Annotated in this window: 23 protein-coding genes and 1 pseudogene; 7 read left to right on the forward strand and 17 right to left on the reverse strand. The window is 68.1% G+C overall.

Features of this window, described 5'->3' with window-relative positions:
* The first annotated feature begins 3 nt into the window (after positions 1–3).
* Positions 4–1,938 (forward strand): hypothetical protein, encoded by a 1,935-nt coding sequence (locus ACS5Q7_RS05305; RefSeq protein ID WP_478338369.1) that lies wholly within the window; start codon positions 4–6, stop codon positions 1,936–1,938.
* 8 nt (positions 1,939–1,946) lie between these two features.
* Here the strand turns inward: ACS5Q7_RS05305 and ACS5Q7_RS05310 are convergent, their stop codons facing one another.
* Both ACS5Q7_RS05310 and ACS5Q7_RS05315 read right to left on the reverse strand, forming a co-directional pair.
* Positions 1,947–3,677: a DNA polymerase family A protein gene (locus ACS5Q7_RS05310; protein WP_478338370.1), complete on the reverse strand. Its 1,731-nt coding sequence runs from the start codon at positions 3,675–3,677 to the stop codon at positions 1,947–1,949.
* Positions 3,678–3,833: 156 nt separating this feature from the next.
* A complete protein-coding gene (locus ACS5Q7_RS05315) occupies positions 3,834–4,289 on the reverse strand; it encodes a hypothetical protein (protein ID WP_478338371.1) in 456 nt (151 codons plus the stop codon).
* A 36-nt stretch (positions 4,290–4,325) separates the two neighbouring features.
* Between ACS5Q7_RS05315 and ACS5Q7_RS05320 the strand changes: the two genes are divergently transcribed.
* Positions 4,326–5,270, forward strand: coding sequence for a hypothetical protein (locus tag ACS5Q7_RS05320; protein ID WP_478338372.1), 945 nt, complete (start codon positions 4,326–4,328; stop codon positions 5,268–5,270).
* Positions 5,271–5,274: 4 nt separating this feature from the next.
* Here ACS5Q7_RS05320 and ACS5Q7_RS05325 read toward each other — a convergent pair whose 3' ends face one another.
* From ACS5Q7_RS05325 to ACS5Q7_RS05385, 13 genes are all read right to left on the reverse strand, one after another.
* The gene (locus ACS5Q7_RS05325; protein WP_478338373.1) at positions 5,275–5,556 is read right to left on the reverse strand and encodes a hypothetical protein; all 282 of its coding nucleotides are present in this window, start codon (positions 5,554–5,556) and stop codon (positions 5,275–5,277) included.
* Positions 5,557–5,809: 253 nt separating this feature from the next.
* Positions 5,810–5,980: a hypothetical protein gene (locus ACS5Q7_RS05330; protein WP_478338374.1), complete on the reverse strand. Its 171-nt coding sequence runs from the start codon at positions 5,978–5,980 to the stop codon at positions 5,810–5,812.
* Positions 5,977–6,264 (reverse strand): DUF2312 domain-containing protein, encoded by a 288-nt coding sequence (locus tag ACS5Q7_RS05335; protein WP_478338375.1) that lies wholly within the window; start codon positions 6,262–6,264, stop codon positions 5,977–5,979. Before ACS5Q7_RS05335 ends, ACS5Q7_RS05330 begins: the two co-directional genes overlap by 4 nt.
* On the reverse strand, positions 6,257–6,466 hold the full coding sequence (locus ACS5Q7_RS05340) for a hypothetical protein (protein WP_478338376.1): 210 nt from the start codon (positions 6,464–6,466) through the stop codon (positions 6,257–6,259). The genes ACS5Q7_RS05335 and ACS5Q7_RS05340 overlap by 8 nt, the downstream gene beginning before the upstream one ends.
* A 71-nt stretch (positions 6,467–6,537) precedes the next feature.
* On the reverse strand, positions 6,538–7,143 hold the full coding sequence (locus ACS5Q7_RS05345) for an ssDNA-binding protein (protein WP_478338377.1): 606 nt from the start codon (positions 7,141–7,143) through the stop codon (positions 6,538–6,540).
* Positions 7,144–7,154: 11 nt separating this feature from the next.
* Positions 7,155–8,420: a DUF2800 domain-containing protein gene (locus ACS5Q7_RS05350; protein ID WP_478338378.1), complete on the reverse strand. Its 1,266-nt coding sequence runs from the start codon at positions 8,418–8,420 to the stop codon at positions 7,155–7,157.
* Positions 8,420–8,617, reverse strand: a complete 198-nt coding sequence (locus ACS5Q7_RS05355) for a hypothetical protein (protein WP_478338379.1) — start codon at positions 8,615–8,617, stop codon at positions 8,420–8,422. The genes ACS5Q7_RS05350 and ACS5Q7_RS05355 overlap by 1 nt, the downstream gene beginning before the upstream one ends.
* On the reverse strand, positions 8,617–9,168 hold the full coding sequence (locus ACS5Q7_RS05360) for a hypothetical protein (protein ID WP_478338380.1): 552 nt from the start codon (positions 9,166–9,168) through the stop codon (positions 8,617–8,619). The genes ACS5Q7_RS05355 and ACS5Q7_RS05360 overlap by 1 nt, the downstream gene beginning before the upstream one ends.
* Positions 9,165–10,460 (reverse strand): DEAD/DEAH box helicase, encoded by a 1,296-nt coding sequence (locus tag ACS5Q7_RS05365; protein WP_478338381.1) that lies wholly within the window; start codon positions 10,458–10,460, stop codon positions 9,165–9,167. The genes ACS5Q7_RS05360 and ACS5Q7_RS05365 overlap by 4 nt, the downstream gene beginning before the upstream one ends.
* Positions 10,460–10,744: a hypothetical protein gene (locus ACS5Q7_RS05370; RefSeq protein WP_478338382.1), complete on the reverse strand. Its 285-nt coding sequence runs from the start codon at positions 10,742–10,744 to the stop codon at positions 10,460–10,462. Before ACS5Q7_RS05370 ends, ACS5Q7_RS05365 begins: the two co-directional genes overlap by 1 nt.
* Entirely contained in the window at positions 10,722–11,204 is a 483-nt protein-coding gene (locus tag ACS5Q7_RS05375; protein WP_478338383.1) for a hypothetical protein, read from the reverse strand. The genes ACS5Q7_RS05370 and ACS5Q7_RS05375 overlap by 23 nt, the downstream gene beginning before the upstream one ends.
* Positions 11,201–11,467: a hypothetical protein gene (locus tag ACS5Q7_RS05380; RefSeq protein ID WP_478338384.1), complete on the reverse strand. Its 267-nt coding sequence runs from the start codon at positions 11,465–11,467 to the stop codon at positions 11,201–11,203. Before ACS5Q7_RS05380 ends, ACS5Q7_RS05375 begins: the two co-directional genes overlap by 4 nt.
* Before the next feature lie 34 nt (positions 11,468–11,501).
* Positions 11,502–11,726 (reverse strand): hypothetical protein, encoded by a 225-nt coding sequence (locus ACS5Q7_RS05385; RefSeq protein WP_478338385.1) that lies wholly within the window; start codon positions 11,724–11,726, stop codon positions 11,502–11,504.
* 123 nt (positions 11,727–11,849) lie between these two features.
* Here ACS5Q7_RS05385 and ACS5Q7_RS05390 point away from each other — a divergent pair, with 123 nt between their 5' ends.
* From ACS5Q7_RS05390 to ACS5Q7_RS05405, 4 genes and pseudogenes are all read left to right on the forward strand, one after another.
* Positions 11,850–12,314: a helix-turn-helix transcriptional regulator gene (locus tag ACS5Q7_RS05390; RefSeq protein ID WP_478338386.1), complete on the forward strand. Its 465-nt coding sequence runs from the start codon at positions 11,850–11,852 to the stop codon at positions 12,312–12,314.
* Positions 12,286–12,384, forward strand: a pseudogene (locus ACS5Q7_RS05395) (hypothetical protein); the annotation flags it as partial. The gene ACS5Q7_RS05390 and the pseudogene ACS5Q7_RS05395, both read left to right, overlap by 29 nt.
* A 62-nt stretch (positions 12,385–12,446) precedes the next feature.
* On the forward strand, positions 12,447–13,502 hold the full coding sequence (locus ACS5Q7_RS05400) for a site-specific integrase (protein ID WP_478338387.1): 1,056 nt from the start codon (positions 12,447–12,449) through the stop codon (positions 13,500–13,502).
* Positions 13,503–13,758: 256 nt separating this feature from the next.
* Positions 13,759–14,394, forward strand: a complete 636-nt coding sequence (locus tag ACS5Q7_RS05405) for a VOC family protein (RefSeq protein WP_478338388.1) — start codon at positions 13,759–13,761, stop codon at positions 14,392–14,394.
* A 199-nt stretch (positions 14,395–14,593) separates the two neighbouring features.
* Here ACS5Q7_RS05405 and ACS5Q7_RS05410 read toward each other — a convergent pair whose 3' ends face one another.
* Positions 14,594–15,220, reverse strand: coding sequence for a ribonuclease D (locus ACS5Q7_RS05410; RefSeq protein WP_478338389.1), 627 nt, complete (start codon positions 15,218–15,220; stop codon positions 14,594–14,596).
* A 147-nt stretch (positions 15,221–15,367) separates the two neighbouring features.
* Here ACS5Q7_RS05410 and ACS5Q7_RS05415 point away from each other — a divergent pair, with 147 nt between their 5' ends.
* Positions 15,368–15,796, forward strand: coding sequence for a cupin domain-containing protein (locus tag ACS5Q7_RS05415; protein ID WP_478338559.1), 429 nt, complete (start codon positions 15,368–15,370; stop codon positions 15,794–15,796).
* Positions 15,797–15,800: 4 nt separating this feature from the next.
* Here the strand turns inward: ACS5Q7_RS05415 and yddG are convergent, their stop codons facing one another.
* Positions 15,801–16,679 (reverse strand): aromatic amino acid exporter YddG, encoded by an 879-nt coding sequence (gene yddG, locus ACS5Q7_RS05420; RefSeq protein ID WP_478338390.1) that lies wholly within the window; start codon positions 16,677–16,679, stop codon positions 15,801–15,803.
* Positions 16,680–16,720 lie beyond the last annotated feature (41 nt).

Genomic DNA, 16,720 nt, shown 5'->3' on the forward strand with positions numbered 1-16,720 from the left:
ACGATGCCTCCCTACCAGCGCCAATTCAGCTTTGCCGGTTTTCAGGCCAACCGGCCGAAGGATTCGTTGCCGGGTCAGCGGGTCGACACCGAGCTCGACGCCCTGGCCGGCGTGATTGCCGGGATCGGCAACGTCACCATGAAGGGGCGGGTCGCCAATTACGCCGCGCTCCCGACGCTCACTGCGGTGCGCGGCGACATCTGGGTCATGGACGGCGCAGGCAAGGACGCGACCGGACGGTCGTACAGCGCAGGTGACGGATACGCTTTCGCCGGTCCAGGCGCACCCGTGCCGTGGACGTACATCGGCCGCGTACAGGGTGATCCCGGAGCAACGACCGTCGATGGTCTGGTCGATGCCGGCGCGGTGGGCAAGGCCGTCGCCAAATCGGTGGATCAGGCGACCGCTCGGAGCGCCATCAGCGCCGCATCGAACACGTATACGCCCCCAACTGTCGCGGCGGTTCCCGCAACGCGCGACCAGATCACCGCCTCGCGTTTTTCGTTGGCGCAAGACGGTGGATGGGGGGCGTCTCAGGTCGACAACGACCGCATCTTCAATGCGGCGCTCGCGCGCAGCGCCGACACCGGAACCGGCGCTGTAGAGATCGAGGTGCCGATGGGGACCTGGGCGTTGACCACGCCTCGGGTTATCTCGACCACGAAGCCCTTCTCGCTCGTCGCCCCGCATCGCGGCACGGGCCGGATCGTCTGCGCGACAGGGGCGGGATCTCTCCTGAAAGTCACGCAGCAGCGGATCGGCGCGCAGATCGCGGTTCAGGGCGTCGAGTTCGCGGCCGCCGGACCCGGAGTTGCGCCGCCGCTCGTCCTCGCTTTCGCCGGTACGAGCGCAGGCCCGTCGCCTTTCTACCAGTACAGCAGCTTGACCCTGCGGGATCTCAGCTTCGTCGGCGCGGGCAACAGCGACGTCACCGGGCAGAACTACTTCCTGAACGGTGCCGATATCAGCAACGCATGGCAGGCGATCATCTCCGGGTTCCACTTTACCGGGGCGGTGGAGAATCGACGGGGTGCGCAGAACCCGATCACCTTACGCTACTCTTTCGCCACCCAGATCTACGACATCTTCGCGACCTACGCGCAGCGCGGCATCTATGACCCCGGCGGGGCGACCAACGGTCTGAACACGGAGGGGCTGGGCGTTCATTCCGGCGAGATCGTGGACGTCGATTACGGCATCGACCTGATCGGCACGGACGCAGATCCCGGTCTGTTTATCGGGCCGGTCCACATCAATGCCGGAAAGTCCTGCGTAAGGACGAACTTCAAGAGCCAGATCGACATCAGCCGAGGGCTATTCTATAAGCTTTTCGGCGACAGCAATGACTTCAATGCCTTGGATATACAGAACGCAGCTTACGGATATATCTCCAATATCCAGATCGGGGATAGCCGGAGCGGGAACGACGGCGGCGCGTTTACGGGCGTCAAGCTCACGAACTGCATCGGCGTGTCGGTTCGAGGCGTGCAGGCGCAAGGCTGGCAGAATGCGGCCGGATCGCTGGTCTACCTCGCGGGCACCACGGACAGGTGCCGGTTGCAAGGTGTGGACGCGGACATGGTGCCAGGCCTGAACCCGATCGGCTATGATCCCACCATCGGCAAGGGCAACCGATTCTCGGGCGTCATGCCGTCGCTGGTCCAGGGCCTCGCCGTCAACAGCGCCACGCCGTCCGTAGGCAACGATCGCTCGGGGTTGTGGACAACCGCCAACACGGCGGCCACGTCGATCACGCGTTTTTCCGACAGTTTCATTGGGCAGCGGGTCAAGGTCTACTTCCTCGACGCCGTCACGACGCTCGTCCACAGTGGCAACCTGCGCCTGAAGGGCGGCGCCAACGTCACGGTGCCTGCGGGTGGCCGCATGACGTTCACCGATTTCGGCGGGTTCATGGTCGAGGACAGCCGCAACTTCTAGCCCTGCGGCTAGTCCTTCCGGTAGCGCTTGCCCCGCCAGCCGCCCGCCGTGAGTGGCAACCCGTCCGCCCATGCCGGTAGCTGGCAGATCAGCCGCTCGAAGGCGCCGACGTCACCGAAACCGCGCGGCACCTCCGCGATGATCTCGTCGTGGACGTGCCCGACGACGGGGTAGCCCGCCTCCTCGGCCAGCGCGAGGCCGTTGTCGAGCAGGTCGAGGGCGATGGCCTGCACGACGTTCTCGAACAGCAGGCCGCCGTAGAGGGGGTAGCGGACCCACTGCTTCGTCTGGCTGTCCACGCCGCGCGCCGTCACGACGGGGCGCTTCTCGCGAAGCTCCGGCGTCAGCGCCTTGTCCGCCCACGGCACCTCGACTTCACGGACCTGCGGGCGCCCGTAGGCGAGGCAGCGGCCGGACGGCAGGCGGCACCACAGGAAGCCCTTGGCGACGAGGAACGAGCACTTCACGGCCGAGCACTGGCTACCGGGAGCGTCGACCGCACCTCGGGCGGCGGCTTCGAGCGCCTTCCACGCCGCGACGATCGCCGGGTGCGTCGCGCGCCAGCCCACCTTCACGAGTTCGGCCGCCAGCCACTCCTCGCGGCATAGCTGCTGCGTCAGCAGTTCGTTGCGGGCCTTGCACTCCTCGTAGCGGCTCTCGGCCTTCTCCCGGCGCTCCGGGTCCGCCGCTTCCCACACGGGCTCGAACACGGGCCGGATCTTCAGGGAGTAGTTGCGCGCCATGGACCGGAACGCGCCCACCCCTCCCTGGTACTGGAGCGACAGTTCCGAGACCTTGCCGACTTGGCGCCTGGGATCTTTCTTGTCGAGGAGGTCGACCGTCGTGTTGAAGATGCCCGCCGCCGCGCGCCGGTACATGTCGGGCAGCTTCGGATCGGCGATCAGGTCGAATAGCGCCTTGACCTTCCACTGCTCGCCCGCGACCCAGGCGGCGACGGCACCCTCGATGCCGCTGTAGTCGGCGGCGATCAGGTCGTGGCCCGGTGCGGCCCACAGGAAGCCGCGGATCGCGTCCGAGACGAGCCACAGCGGCTTGCCGAGGTCGTCGCCGTAGAGGAAACGGAGGTGGGCAGGGTCCGCCGTGCGGATCGCCGCGAACAGCGTGGCGGGGTCGAGGTCGGCATCGCCGAACACCTTCCGAGGACGCGGCAGGTTGTGGACCTGCGCACCGGTCGAGGAGTAGCGCCCCGTGCCCGCCGCCCGGAACAGGAACGAGCCGCGGATTCGACCGTCCCGGCCGGCGCGGTTGAGGAAGGCCTGGATCTTCGCGGTGCTGGTCTTGGCGTATTCCTGGCGAAGCTCCAGCACGCGGCGGATCTCGGGCTGCAGGGTGTCGTCCTCCAGCATGTCCTCGATCTCGGCCTTGGCGAGGCTGTCGAAGCGATCCTTGTCGTTGCCCCGCTCGCGGCAGAACGCCTTGATGTCCTCGACCTTGGAGCAGCCGGTGACGGCCCCGTCGGTCACTTCCCGCATCTCCCGGTCGAGCACGGCCTTGGCGCGCTGCACGAGGAGCAGGGCGGCCTTGGCGCTCTCGACGTCGACGCGAATGCCGCGGTCGTTGATGCGCTCGTTGCGCCAGTAGGCCTCCTGGCATTCCTGGCGCAGCGGCATCATCCGGCGGTCGGCCGCACATTCGGTGAGCACGTCCTGATCGCAATAGGCGTGGAAGGCCTCGAAGTCGGCGGTGTGGTCAGCGGGCTCGTTCCAGAGGGTGTTCATTGCCTGCCCTTCTCCTCCTGCACGTCCTCACAGCGCACAGCGCCGTGCCCGAGACGAAGGGCGTGCTGGACGCGCCAGCCGCCGCGGTGCTTCTCGAAGTGCCCTGTGCCCGGCGCCACGTAGCGCCCGCACCGGTAGCAGGGGCCGCCAAATCGGTTACGCATCGGCGTTCTCTCCCTTCTTGGCCTTCCAGGGCTTCGAGAACTTGTTAATGTAGTTCTTGCCGGCCGTGTCCTTCTGGTCGGCCAGCCCCAGGGCCGTGCCCAGGCGCGCGAGATCGCGCGGCAGCGACAGGGCTGCGGCCTGGGCCGCCGTGCAGCGGAATTGCTCCACGTCGACCGGTGGCCAACGGTATCTGGATACCAGAACCATCGACCACAGCAGGCGCTCGAAGCCCGCGTTGTGAGCCACGATCCGGCCCCCTGCCCCGGCATGGGCGACGATGTCGGGCGGGCACGGCTCGGGCGGGCGCCAGCGGCGCACGGGCCCGTCATCGAAGCGGTAGCTCGCCATCAGCGGCTCCGTCTCCGGGTGCTCCATGTAGCGATAGACGCCCTCGATCTTGAGATCGACCGGGCTCCTCGTCTCGAAATCAATGTGCAGGTCTGTCATGCTACGTCCGATCGTCTGGTGACAGAGGAGACACCCATGGCCGACGAAGCTCCTGCGGTAGGATATGGCTGCCGGCTCGTCGTCTCGACGATCATGCGCGCGCCGAACGAGACCACGACGCCCATCCTTATGACGATGCCGGACGGCCCGCCGGTCCAGGCGACGCGGGCGCGATTCCTGGCGCCGATGATCGCCCGTGTGCGCGCCCTGGAGGCAGGCACGACGGCGGCGGCCACCGATCTCGGGCAGCGCCTCGACGCCCTGAAGGCCACGCTGGCGGCGACGGGCGCCACGGTCGCCGCGCAGGCCCAGGTCCTCGGAGCCATGATGGAGGAGATCGCCGCAGTAGAGCGCGCGGTGGCGGCGCTCGCGACGCGGGCCGGGGCCCTGGAGAAGGTCGACACCGCCACGGCTGCGCGGCTGTCGCAGGACGAAGCTGCCGCCGCGGCGCTGGCGGGCCGCGTCACGGCCGCCGAGACGGCCGCGACGGCGCTGACGACCCGGACCGCGGCGGCTGAGAGCACGATCACCGCCCTGTCTTCGCGCATGGCGTCCGCCGAGGCGGGCGTGACGTCGCTGGTCTCCCGTGTCACGGCTGCCGAGAGCGCGGCGACCGCCCTGGCCTCGCGCGTTACGGCCGCCGAGACGGCCGCGGCGGCGCTGGCGGCTCGCGTAGCGGCTCTCGAAGCCGCCCCCAAGCAGGCCGCCGCCTTCACGGCCAGCGCGAAGGTGCCGGCGCTGGCGCTCGCGACGTCCGGCACGATCACCCTGTCGCCGCTGACGCCGGCCAAGACAGGAGACACGCTGAAGGCGGGCGAGCGGGTCGTCGTGGAGCCGCAGAGCGCCCTCCCCGCGGGGCTGATCGTGACGTCGGCCCGAGTCACGGCGGACGGGACCGTGACGCTGCAGACCGCGGCGCTGGTCGCGGTCGCGGCCGGGTCGACGGCGCTGACGTGGAACGTGACGGCGCTGCGGGGGTAGGGCATCAGTCGAACAGCCCCTCACCGGGCTCCTCCTGCGGGGCTGGAGCCGGAACCGCGCCCTCGACACGCCGCCACGCCCCGAGCGCGCCCATGATGGCGTCGAACGGGTCGGCCTCGATCGAGATGTGGTAGCCGCCGGAGCGGGGGAAGCGGCTGGAACACTGCCACTGGCGGGTGCCATCGGCGCCGATGCGGGTGAGGTTCAGTTGCAGCAGGCCGTGCTCTATGGCCCCGGCGTAGGCGTCGCGGAGGTATCCCGGGAGGTCGTCTTCATGGGTGGGCATTGGGTGGCTTCCTTCTGACGGGCACGGCGAGCTTGGTGGCGCAGGCGTTCGCGCTCGCGCCACGCAGGGTCTTCCATTCGGCGGTGGTGCCGGCGGCGTAGGCGCTCCTGAACGTTCGCCCGAGTGTTGGGCAGGAGGAGCTTCTGCACCGTGTAGAGGGACCGCCCCACAGCGAAGGCGATCTCCTCCTTGGTGACGCCGAGGCTCGCGAGGCGGATGGCCTCGGCGTGCCACGGCTGATCCGGCAGGCCGTTCATTCGTCGCAGAACGGCGCCCCAGCCGTGCGGCTACGGGCGTCGACCTTCGGCACGGGGCCGGACAGGGCCCACCACGCAATCGCGCAGTAGACGAGCGCCATGATCGCGGCCCAGACGATGATCGCGCAGGCCGGGCAGCCGCGAATGCGGTCGAAGAACCGGCTCACGAGAACAGGTTCTCCATGCCGAGCGCTTGACAGTAGAGTTCGCAGATCGCGTTGAACTCTTGCCGCTCGCTGTGGTCCTGCTTGCGCGCCCGGATGATCGCCCGGATGGCCTTGGCGTCGAAGCCGCGCCCTTTGAGTTCGGCGTAGACCTCCTTGATGTCCCCGGCGATGCCGACCTTCTCCTCCTCCAGGCGCTCGATGCGCTCGATGAACTGCTTCAGTTCGTCGGCGGCGACGCCTTCACCGCTGTTGTGCCCGACGCCGGGCTCTGCCTTCTTAGCCACGGGACACCTCCAGACGACCGGAGGCGATCTGGGCGGCGCGGCGCGTGATTTCGCGGTTGCCCTGGTGCGCGAGCCACCGCGAGCGATCCTCGATGCCGATGAAAAGCGTGTTGCCACGCTTGTCACGGAACACGTAGGCGCGCTGACGGCCCGTGAGGCGCCGCTTCGGATTGGCGTAGGGGTGGTCTTTAAGCCAGTTCATGGTGGTGCTCCTGCTGCGGTGGGAGACGGCGCGCCTCACAGCGCGCCGTCGTCGGATGACGGATCAGACGCTCAGGAGAACAGCGCGCCAGCGCCGTCGCCCGTGCCGCCATCCGAGGCGGCCTCGCCGTCGTCGTCGATCGCCTCGAAGTACTTCGTGGGATCGGCGACGCCCCCGCCCAGCTTCTCGCCGTCGCGGACCATCTGCACCATGGACAGGCCGATCGACACGCCCTTGCCGTTCTCGGCGTTCTCCCAGGTGTAGGCGTGAACCACGGCGTAGCCGTAGCAGCCGGAGTAGAGGTCCGTGCCCTCGACCGCCGCCGTCATCTTCTTGGAGAACAGCGCGGGCTGCAGGTTCGAGGCGCAGCGGATGAAGTACATGCCTTCGAGCTCCTTGTAGCGCTCGCCGGACTTCTTCGAGACACCCTGCGGCCCGTCGCCGTCGAGGATCGGCTGCTTGATCGCGCCGTTCTGCAGGAGCGTCTTGGCCTTCTCGCCCCACTCGGCGGTCGCGGCCTCGATGATCGCCTTCTTGATCTCACCTAAGTCCGTGGACTTCGGGAAGATCAGATTAACTTCGAATCGCTCCTTCTCATTGCGGGCGCGGGCCTTGAACAGGTTACAGCGCGACAGGCGAGCCAAGGGAGCGCGGAAATTCTCGGTACGGGACGTCATGTCAGTGCCTTTCAGTCTTCAACAGCGGATAAGAACTTGTGCGCGGCCGGTACGACCGGCTCCCGCACGGTTTTGTCCTGCCGGACCAGGGAGGTGCCGACAGTGGGCGTGATCGACAGACCGTCGATCAGCTTGGCGTGCTCCGGCGCGAGCGCCTTGCGGACCTGCTTCGGGGTCCGCAGCTTGGGAGCGTTGAGGTAGGTGCCCGTGGGCACGTCGAGAAATTCCAGCATGGCCCGGACCTGTTCGTCCGCGCCGTCGCGCCAGGCCTCGCGGCCGTGCTTCTCGACAAGCTGGTAGTTCGGGATGACGACGCCGCCTTCGGCCTGGCGGTGAGCATAGGCCCGGACCGAGTTGAGCCAGTCTTGGATCATGTCGGCGTTGTCGAGGATCCGGGCGACCTCCTCGGGGGCCAGCCGGTCCGTCGTGTTCGGCTGCTCGGCGCCGGTCTCGTCCTTGAAGAAGCGCTTGGCTTCGGCCTCGGCACGAGCGGCCAGGGCCGGGCAGAAGCCAGCCGCCGGGCAGAATTTGCAGTGGTCGCCGGGGGAGAGATAGGCGCGAGCCCACTCCTCGGCCGCTTCGGAATCGACGGGGCCAGCGCCGTAATCGACTTGCGCATCAGCGGCGCGGTCCCACGCCTCCCGTAGCTCGCCGGTCCAGTCGATCAGGTCGGCGAGGTGGATCGTCTCGGATCGCACCCGCCCCTCGGGGTGGGCCATGCGCGGCTGAACGATCGTCGACTTGACCCACTCGACGTCGAGGCCAGGATTCGCCAGGACCGCGCCCAGGGCGTAGGTGCGGGCCTGCTTGTTCTCCTTGGCCTCCACCCGGACGCCGCGCCCGCCCTTGAGGTCGATGACCTCCAGGGTGCGTGCCTCCGCATCGAAGACCACGGCGTCGGCCGTGCCTCCGGCATCGAACGGCGGGCCGAGCGCGGCGAGGCTGAACCGCTGCTCGATCCACAAGGCGCCCGCCTGGGAGGCCTTGCGGACGTAGTCGACGTAGACCTGCGCCGTCTCGGCCAGTTCCTCGTCGACCTCGATGCGATGGGACTTCGTCACGACGAAGCGCCCGATCCACTCCTCGGCCTGCTGCCCGCTGCGCAGGCAAGCTTCCGAGACCTCGTGGCAGGCGGTGCCCCAGGCCGCCGCCTCGCTCTCGACGTCGCCGATCGTCGAGGTGGCGGCCAGGGTGAGGCTGCCGGCGCACGCCCAGAGGCGCCCGCTGGCACTGGCGGACCATGTCGCGTGCGCCCGCTGGGCGTGGCCGGCGGACATTAGGCGCGCCCCATGGTCGCGATGACGGCCATCAGCAGGAACGCACCCGCGAAGGCGGCCGAGCCGCCGTAGAGCAGGTAGTCCCGCTGCGTCACCTCGTCGTCGCCCCAGCGCCGCGCATAGGCGTTGAGTCCGGCGGCGCCGAACAGGATCAGCGCGCCGCCGAAGATGAGCCCGAAGGCGTGAAGGACGGCCATCACGCCACCTTCTCGCGGCCGTAGGGGTTCTGCTCCAGCGCGTCGCGGAAGCGCTGCGTGACCGCCGCGATCTGGTCCTCCGGCACCTTCGACAGCGCCTTGATGCCCTCGATCGCGATGATCTTGCCGCCGTCCTCCTGGGCCGCCGGCATCCCGTAGGCCTTGGCGTAGGCGCCGGCCGCGCTGCGCATATCGTCGGCGGTGAAGACGACGGCGGCCGTGGGCTCGGCCTTGCCTTCCGCGACCGCCTTCTCCTTCGCCGCTTCGGCCTTGGCCTGCTGCTCGGCCACCTCGTCGGCGGCGTCCTGGGCGGCGGCTTCGGGGGCCGGATCGGCCGGCGGGGTCGGCTGCGGCTTGTCGGCCGCCTTGCGCGCGCGCTTGGCGGGCTCGGCCTTCGTCTCGGTAGCGTCGGACGACATATCAGACGAGCCGGACGTCATCTGCGCGCCGATGCTCGGCGTGCGGAAGAAGCCGATGGCGGCTAACGACTGCTTGATCTGGGTCTCCAGATCGCCCCGGTCCGGGTGCGCTTCGATGTGAATGCTAATCACGGCATGACCTCTCGAATGGATGCGACTTTGCGCACTAGAACCGCCGTCAACGTCTCGTCGATCGAGCCCGCCAACGCGGCAACTCTCACCAAACACTGCTTCTTCTGCGCGTGATTGGTGATTCTGAGGGCGGCCTGCTTCATGTCCTTCGGCGTAAAGCTCGATTCCACGAAGATCAGGTCGCTCGAAACGGAAAGGTCGATCGCCTCGCCCGCCGCGATCATCTGGCCGATGAAGACGCGGGCGCGGTTGCTCTGGAAGGCCTCGACGGTGGCGGCGCGCTCGCGGGCCGGGGTGGCGCCGGTCAGGGTGACGACGCCGAGATCGCGCAGGGCGTCGCGCAGGCATTCGACGACGTCGGTGTGCCAGCACATCAGCACGACCCGGTCCATGCGCCCGTCCGCGATCTCCTCCTTGACGACCTCCGCGACCGCGAAGGCCTTCATGTGCCCGGTGACGCGCCGGAGCGTGCCCATGTGCTGTTCGAGCGTCGCCGTGTCGCCGGTCTCAGCGGCGGTCAGGATCTCGTCGGCATCCTCGATCTCGGACAGGGCGGCGCGGTAGTCCTTGCCGTTGAAGCTGCCCGGGTCGAGCGCCAGGGTGGCGTAGATGGGCTCGCGAATCCCGACGTCCTGCTGGGTGCGCCGGAGGGCGAAGCCGTCGAGGCGCTGCTTCAACTCGGCCTCGTTCTTGCCGCGCAGCACGATCGGCTTCCACTCGCCCGCAATGAACTTCCGCCGGACGACGCAGTAGCGGTCGAGAAACTTGTCGTAGGACAGATCGGACACACGATCCGGCGCGAAGGTGCGCAGCATCGGCCACAGGTCGAGGGGCGAGTTCGGCATGGGCGTGCCCGAGAGGCAGATCGCTCGGTCGGCCTTGGCGCCGAGCATCATCGCGGCGCTGGTGCGCTTGGCGTCGAAGCTCTTGGCGTAGTGGCTCTCGTCGAGCACCACGACTTCGGCGGGCCACGTCTCCAGCCTGGGCTTGAGCCGCTTGTCCGCCACGATCGACCATGCCACGACCAGCACGTCGGCCTCGGAATCGATTTTCTCCGTCGCGCCGTAGAGAACCTGCACGCGACGGGGAAACGCCTGCCACTCCCGCACCTCGCGGCCGAAGTTGGCCCGGCCGGTCGCCGTGGTGACGACGAGCACGCGGCGCGCCATCATCAGGTCCAGGCCGATGATCGAGGCGCCGGTCTTGCCCACCCTGGGCTCGTCCGCCAGCAGCACCCCGCCGGACGCGAGGAACTGGCCGCCTTCGATCTGGTGCGGAAAGGGTGTGGGCATCAGCGCGAGCCGATCAGCGCGCCGGCCGTGGCCCCCAGGCCCGCGATCAGCGAGCCCAGCAGCGCGGGCGAGAGGCGGGCCTTCATCATCTTGCCGCCCGCCGGCAGCAACAGAACCGTGGGTACGCCTCGGTCGAGGAACACGCTGACGAGGTCGACCTGCACCGAATCGTCAAGACGATTGACGCTCGACACCTCCGCACCGTCCGCGACTCCGGCGCGCCGCTTGGCGATCTCGGTCTTCGCCTGTTCAACGGCATCGTCAGTCAAAGAGGTCATGGTCACGCTCCTGCAGGCGTCCGTACTCGGCGATCAGGGCTGCCTCCGCGAAGTCGACGCGGCGGCGGCGGAACTCGGCGGCAGCGTCGGGCCACAGCCGCATGGCGTGCATCCTGGCGTCGTCCTTGCCGCCGCGGATCTTGAAGACGGGCTTCCAGACGGTCGGTGGGACGCGAACGTGTCTGATCCGCAGACCCATCAACAGGTATTCGGCGGCCCCGGCGGCGCGACCGAAGTTAAACGCGGCGCTCGCGGATTGACCGTCCATGCCGCCGACCTGCTCCAGATAAGCCACGTCCGGCGACATATCAGACAAGATGTCCATTAGCGCGTAGCCGTCGACCTCGTCTTTGCTGCTCCGGCCGCGCTGCACCGACAGCTTCGGCATTTCGAACAGCTTGACGGAATGTCCGTCGACCAGCGCGAGCGCGCCCTTCGCGCCCGGATCTATCCCCAGAATCTTCACCGCAGCCACACCGCGAGCGCGCCGGCCACGAGTGGAACTGCGTGAGAGGTTCCCTGCAGATCGTCGTAGAACGGCTCGCGGGTAATCTCGGCGTCGCGAGCGGCGCAGAACTCGGCCATCAGCGATTCGCACTGCTGGCGCAGCCCGTCGTGTTTCGTGTGGAGCGCGAGGCTCGCGATCTCGTCGTAGCTTTCTTCCAAGGCGGCGGGAGCCCAGCCAGCTTCAAGGCCGTGCCGCATCAAAGCGGAGAAACGCCAATACATCTGCACGTCAGCAGCGCGTAAGCACATGGCGTCCTCAACGATCAATGAAGGGCAGGATAGACACGGGGGCGCCGTGTTCAAGTTCGAGGACGCCGAGAATCACCGGCAGCCACGCCCCTGGCACCGTCTCGCGGCTGCGCCACTTCTCCAGCGCGGCAGCCTGCGGCGCGTCGAAACCGTAGGCGGTCACTAGGCTCGATAAGCCGGCCATGTCCGGGAAATACCGAGCGAGAAACTTCTTGCTGTTGAACCGGGCCATGTCCGCCTCTGTCTGATTGGATGATAGCTAACGGACAAAATGTCCGCCGTCAACGCTGCGATTTGCAGTCCCGGACAAAATGTCTTACAGGTCCGATAGTGACAGACGAAACGGACAACGAGCATGAACGCTGAGGCTGACGACGTGTCTGAGGTTGCGTCTGACGGGCTTGTGGACCGCCTGCCCGACGCACCCGCCGACGATGCGGTGCGCAAGGCGAAGCTGCACATGATCGCGGGCCGGATCGCCGAGATGCGCCGCGATCGAGGCTGGTCGCAAGCCGAACTCGCCCGCCGCGCTGGGCTGAACCGGAATGTCGTCAACACGACCGAGAACGAGACGAGCTTCCCCACTCGGGAGAACTTGAGCCGTATGGCGCAGGCGCTCGGCGTCGAGATCCACAAGCTGACCGATCAGTATGTCGAGGAGGCCATGCACCGCGCGCCGGCCGCCCTCAACATCACGGAGGCCAAGAATCGGCCCGGCTTCGCGTGGCTGCAGGTAAACCGGCTGGTCCGAAGCGGCACGGCCGTAAAGGTCTATCAACTCGTGGCCGAAGATGACGCCGACGCTGCTGACCGAAGCTGACGTCGCCGCGCTGCTGCGCTGCTCCGTCTCTAAGGTGCGCAAGCTGAGATACGCGGGCCGCTTGGCGTTCATCCCAGGCAGGCCGGTCTTCGTGCGCCAAATCGACTTCGACGCCTTTCTGGAGACTGAGCGATGCCTGCGGCGCCCACACTCGAACTGCACGAAAACGGGCGCTACTACATCCACTGGATCGAGGGGCGGCGCACTCTCCGCGTTTCAACGCGGACTGGCGATCTCGCTACAGCGCAGCAGGTCTTCGGCGGCTGGCTCGTCGGCGAGAAGCAACGCGAGAAGCGGCCGGCGGCGGGGCTGACCTTCGCTGAGGTGTGGGATCAGTACGTCGAGGAGGTCGTCACTGGCACGCCGAGCGAGAAGCGCGTGCCGGCCATGGCCGGGCGGCTGAAGCAGGAGTTCGGCGCCCTCTCCGCTGCCGACGTCGGGCAAGCCCACTTCGACAAATACGCGCGTGACCGGCGCGCCGGGCGGCTCGGCAAGAAAGCTGTCGACGGCACGATATGGCTCGAACTCACGAAGGCGCGGGCTGCGATCAATCACGCGGTCAAGCGCAAGCGCCTGCCCGCGACCGCCCGGGTCGACGTCGAGATGCCCGTGTCGCCCTCGGAATCGCGGGACCGTTGGCTGCGGCAGGAGGAGTTCGCCAAGCTCGTCGTGGCTGCTCGCGCGCTGCGCCGCGACGGGCGGCTCGGCCGGGTCGAGCGCTTCCTGATGCTCGCCATTGAGACGGGCGCCCGTACCCGCGTGATCGAGATGCTGACGTGGGACCAAGTCGACTTCGAAACGGGCGTGATCCACTACCACCGAGCGGGCGACGCGCGCACGAAGAAGCGGCGCCCCAGCGTGCCCATCTCCAAGGCCCTGCGCCCGGTGCTGGAGCGGGCCTATGCCGAGCGGAACTCGAAGTACGTGCTCGACGCCCAGCGCGCGATCTACATGGCGCTGGTCGACGTCGCGGAGACGGCCGGCGTGCCGGGCGTGTCGCCCCACGTCCTACGCCACACCGCAGCGACGTGGATGGCGCGGCGGGGCGTGCCGCTGTGGAAGATCGCCGGGATCCTGGGCAACACCGTCGCCATGGTCGAGGCCGTCTACGCCAAGCATTCCCCCGATGGGCTCGCTGACGCCGTCGAGGCGATCTCAGCCGGGAGCCTCCACCTTGAAGACGCTTGAGCATTGTGCGCAAACCGGTGCGCATCTGTCTGATCCGTGTCTTTTGTGCGCACTTTCCATCAGACGCGTATCAGATATGGACATGACAGACCGAAGCGGGAAGATGTCTTTTCTGTCCGATCAGCATCTTACGGATTGTCTCGTTTAGTTCGTGCAGTACTACTCGCTCTGATGGGGCAAGGGCCGCGGGTCTCGCATCCGCGGCCTCCCCTTCGCAGTCTCGACCCGCGGAGGGGGTGACAGGGAAGCCGGGACCTTGATCTTCGACCACCTCGTCGTCGTGGCCCCGGATCTCGCCGAGGGTGTCGCGCATGTCCGCGCCTGCCTCGGCATCGACATGCCCGAGGGGGGACGACACCGCGAGATGGGCACGCGGAACCACCTCCTTCGCCTGAGCGAGGCGACGTTTCTGGAGGTGATCGCGGTCGATCCCGACGCGGACCGGCCGCAGCGGGCGCGATGGTTCGGCCTGAGCGATCGAACAGCCGTGTGGGCGGATTGGGATGCCGGGCGGCGGTTGCGCGGTTTCGTGGCTCGCACCGGCGACCTCGACGGCGTTCTGGCGCCTCACCGGGCTCTGCTGGGGGAGCCGGTCACCGTGTCGCGCAGCGGCCTATCGTGGCGTTTCGGTCTCCGCGCGGACGGCGCTTGGCCGGCCGACGGCGCCGCGCCGTGTGTGATCGATTGGGGTCCGGGCGGCAATCCCGCGCGATCGATGCCGGACCTCGGAGCGAGCCTGGAACAGGTCTCTCTCACGCATCCCGATCCGGCATGGGTGAGAGCGCTCCACGCGTCTCTCGATCTCGATTGGCTTATCGCCATCGAACGCGGGGAGATCCTGCGGTTCGAGGCCCGGATCGCCACCCCACAGGGGGTGCGGACATTGACGTGAGGTTCCGACGGACCCTCCTCGCCGGACTGATCGGGAAGCGACCGGCGAGGAGGATCTGGCCCAGTTGCTAAGCTCGGGCCCGTTCAGGCTATCAGTATCCTGAACGGAAACCGTCACCGCAAAACCTCACCCCCACTCGGATAAAGCGCGAATCCGCAGTCCTCCGCGGCTCTATGGTCGCAGTGTAGAGCTTTCGACCTCAGCTATGGGCGAAGATATCGGCCTCGTCCCATCCGAGCAGGTCGAGCCGGGCGCGCGACGGCAGGAACCGGAAGCACGCTTCCGCCAGATCGGTGCGCCCCTCGCGCGCGAGCATCGAATCGAGCTTCGCCCTGGCCGCATGGAGATGCAGCACGTCGGAGGCGGCGTAATCGAGTTGCGCCTGGGTGAGCGTGTCCGCCCCCCAATCCGAACTCTGCTGCTGCTTCGAGAGATCGACGCCCACCGTCTCGCGCACGACGTCCTTCAGGCCGTGCCGGTCGGTGTAGGTGCGGGCGAGCTTGGAGGCGATCTTGGTGCAGTAGACCGGCGTCGGCATTACGCCGAGCCGGTGGAACAGCACCGCGAGGTCGAACCGGGCGAAGTGAAAGAGCTTCAGAACCGATTCGTCACCGAGCACCCGGATCAGGTTCGCGGGGGCCGGGCCGCCGGGGACGATCTGCACGACGTCCGCCGTCCCGTCGCCCGTCGAGAGCTGCACCACGCAGAGCCGGTCGCGGTGCGGATTGAGCCCCAGCGTCTCCGTGTCGATGGCGACGGAGGCGCCGGGATCGTAGGAGGCGGGCAGGTCGCCACGATGGAGGCGGACGTTCGGGTTCTGTGACACGGGATCGGCTCGGGAAATGGGGTTTGCGGCCGGTATCATCCGAACCGAAGGGGAACAAGGCTGGGAGGCGGCGCGCGTTCGCCCTAAGCATAGCGGGCGCGGACGACGCGCGGAGAGGATCCGGACCCCATGCAGGACATCGCCTCCATGAGCGCAGCCGAGGTGATCAAGGCCCTCGGGCTGCAGCCGCACCCGGAGGGCGGGCATTACAAGGAGACGTTCCGCGATCCCCGCAGCGCGGATGGTCGCTCGGTCGGCACGGCGATCTACTTCCTGCTCGATGTCGGCGAGGTCTCGGCATGGCACCGGGTCGATGCCGCCGAGATCTGGCATTGGTACGCGGGCGCGCCCCTCGTGATCAGCGTGAGCCCGAACGGGCACGACGCCTCGGCTCACTATCTCGGCCCGGAGATCGGGCGGGGTCAGCGGCCGCAATTCGTCGTGCCGGCCAACCATTGGCAGACGGCCACCAGCCTCGGCGCCTGGACCCTCGTCGGGTGCACCGTGGCGCCGGGCTTCGACTTCGCCGGGTTCGAACTCGCCCCGCCGGATTGGCGCCCCCTCCCCCGCGCCTGACGCGTCACGCCGTCCGCGAGGCGCGCACGGCGAACAGCGCGCCGGCCACGATGAGCAGGCACGACAGGGCGAGCGCCGGCCGGGCCGGCGCATAGCCCGCCGCTACGAGAATCAACGTCGAGAGAACCGGCGCCGCGTAGGCCGCGACGCCGAGGAGGCGCACGTCACCGCGCTTGCAGCCGATGTCCCAGAGGTAGAACGCGGCCCCGACCGGCCCGATGCCGAGCAGGAGTATCGCGGCCCAGGCGCTGGCCTCCTGCGGCCAGACACTCGTCTCGAAGGCGAGATGGCAGACGAGGCTGAGCAATCCGGTCGCGAGACAGAAGCCGGCCACCGCCTCGGTCGGCACTGCGCCGACCCGCGCGGACAGGACGGAATAGGCCGCCCAGACGAAAGCCGCCGCGAGAGAGGCCGCATAGCCGGGCATCGCCCCTGTGCCGAAGCCGATATCCCGCCCTGCGAACAGGATGCCGACGCCAGCGAGGCCCATCAGCGCGCCCGCCACGTGGCCGAATCGCAGCCCCTTCGCGCCGGGCAGCAGCGCGGAGAACACCACGATCAGCAGCGGCCAGAGATAGTTGATGAGACCCGCCTCGGCCGGCGGCGCGAGTCGCAGGGCGGTGAAATAGAGCGCGTGGTAGCCGAACAGGCCCCCGACCCCGAGCAGCCAGATGGACAGCGGCTGCCGCAGAGCCCGCGCGCGCGCCGGTCTGACGAGGAACGGGAGGCACCCGAGGCCGCCGCCGATCAGGAAGGTGATCGTGGCCAGTTGGAAAGGCGGCATGCCGCCCGACGCGGCGGTGAACAGCGCCAGCAACGCCCAAAGGAGGATCGCCCCGAACCCGACGAGGGTGGCGCGCGAATCTTGAGTAGGCTTCGTCATCATCCATCCGCGAGACAGGCGATCCGACTCGCCATTGTGGA

It is taken from the genome of Methylobacterium sp. Gmos3 (genome assembly GCF_056430985.1).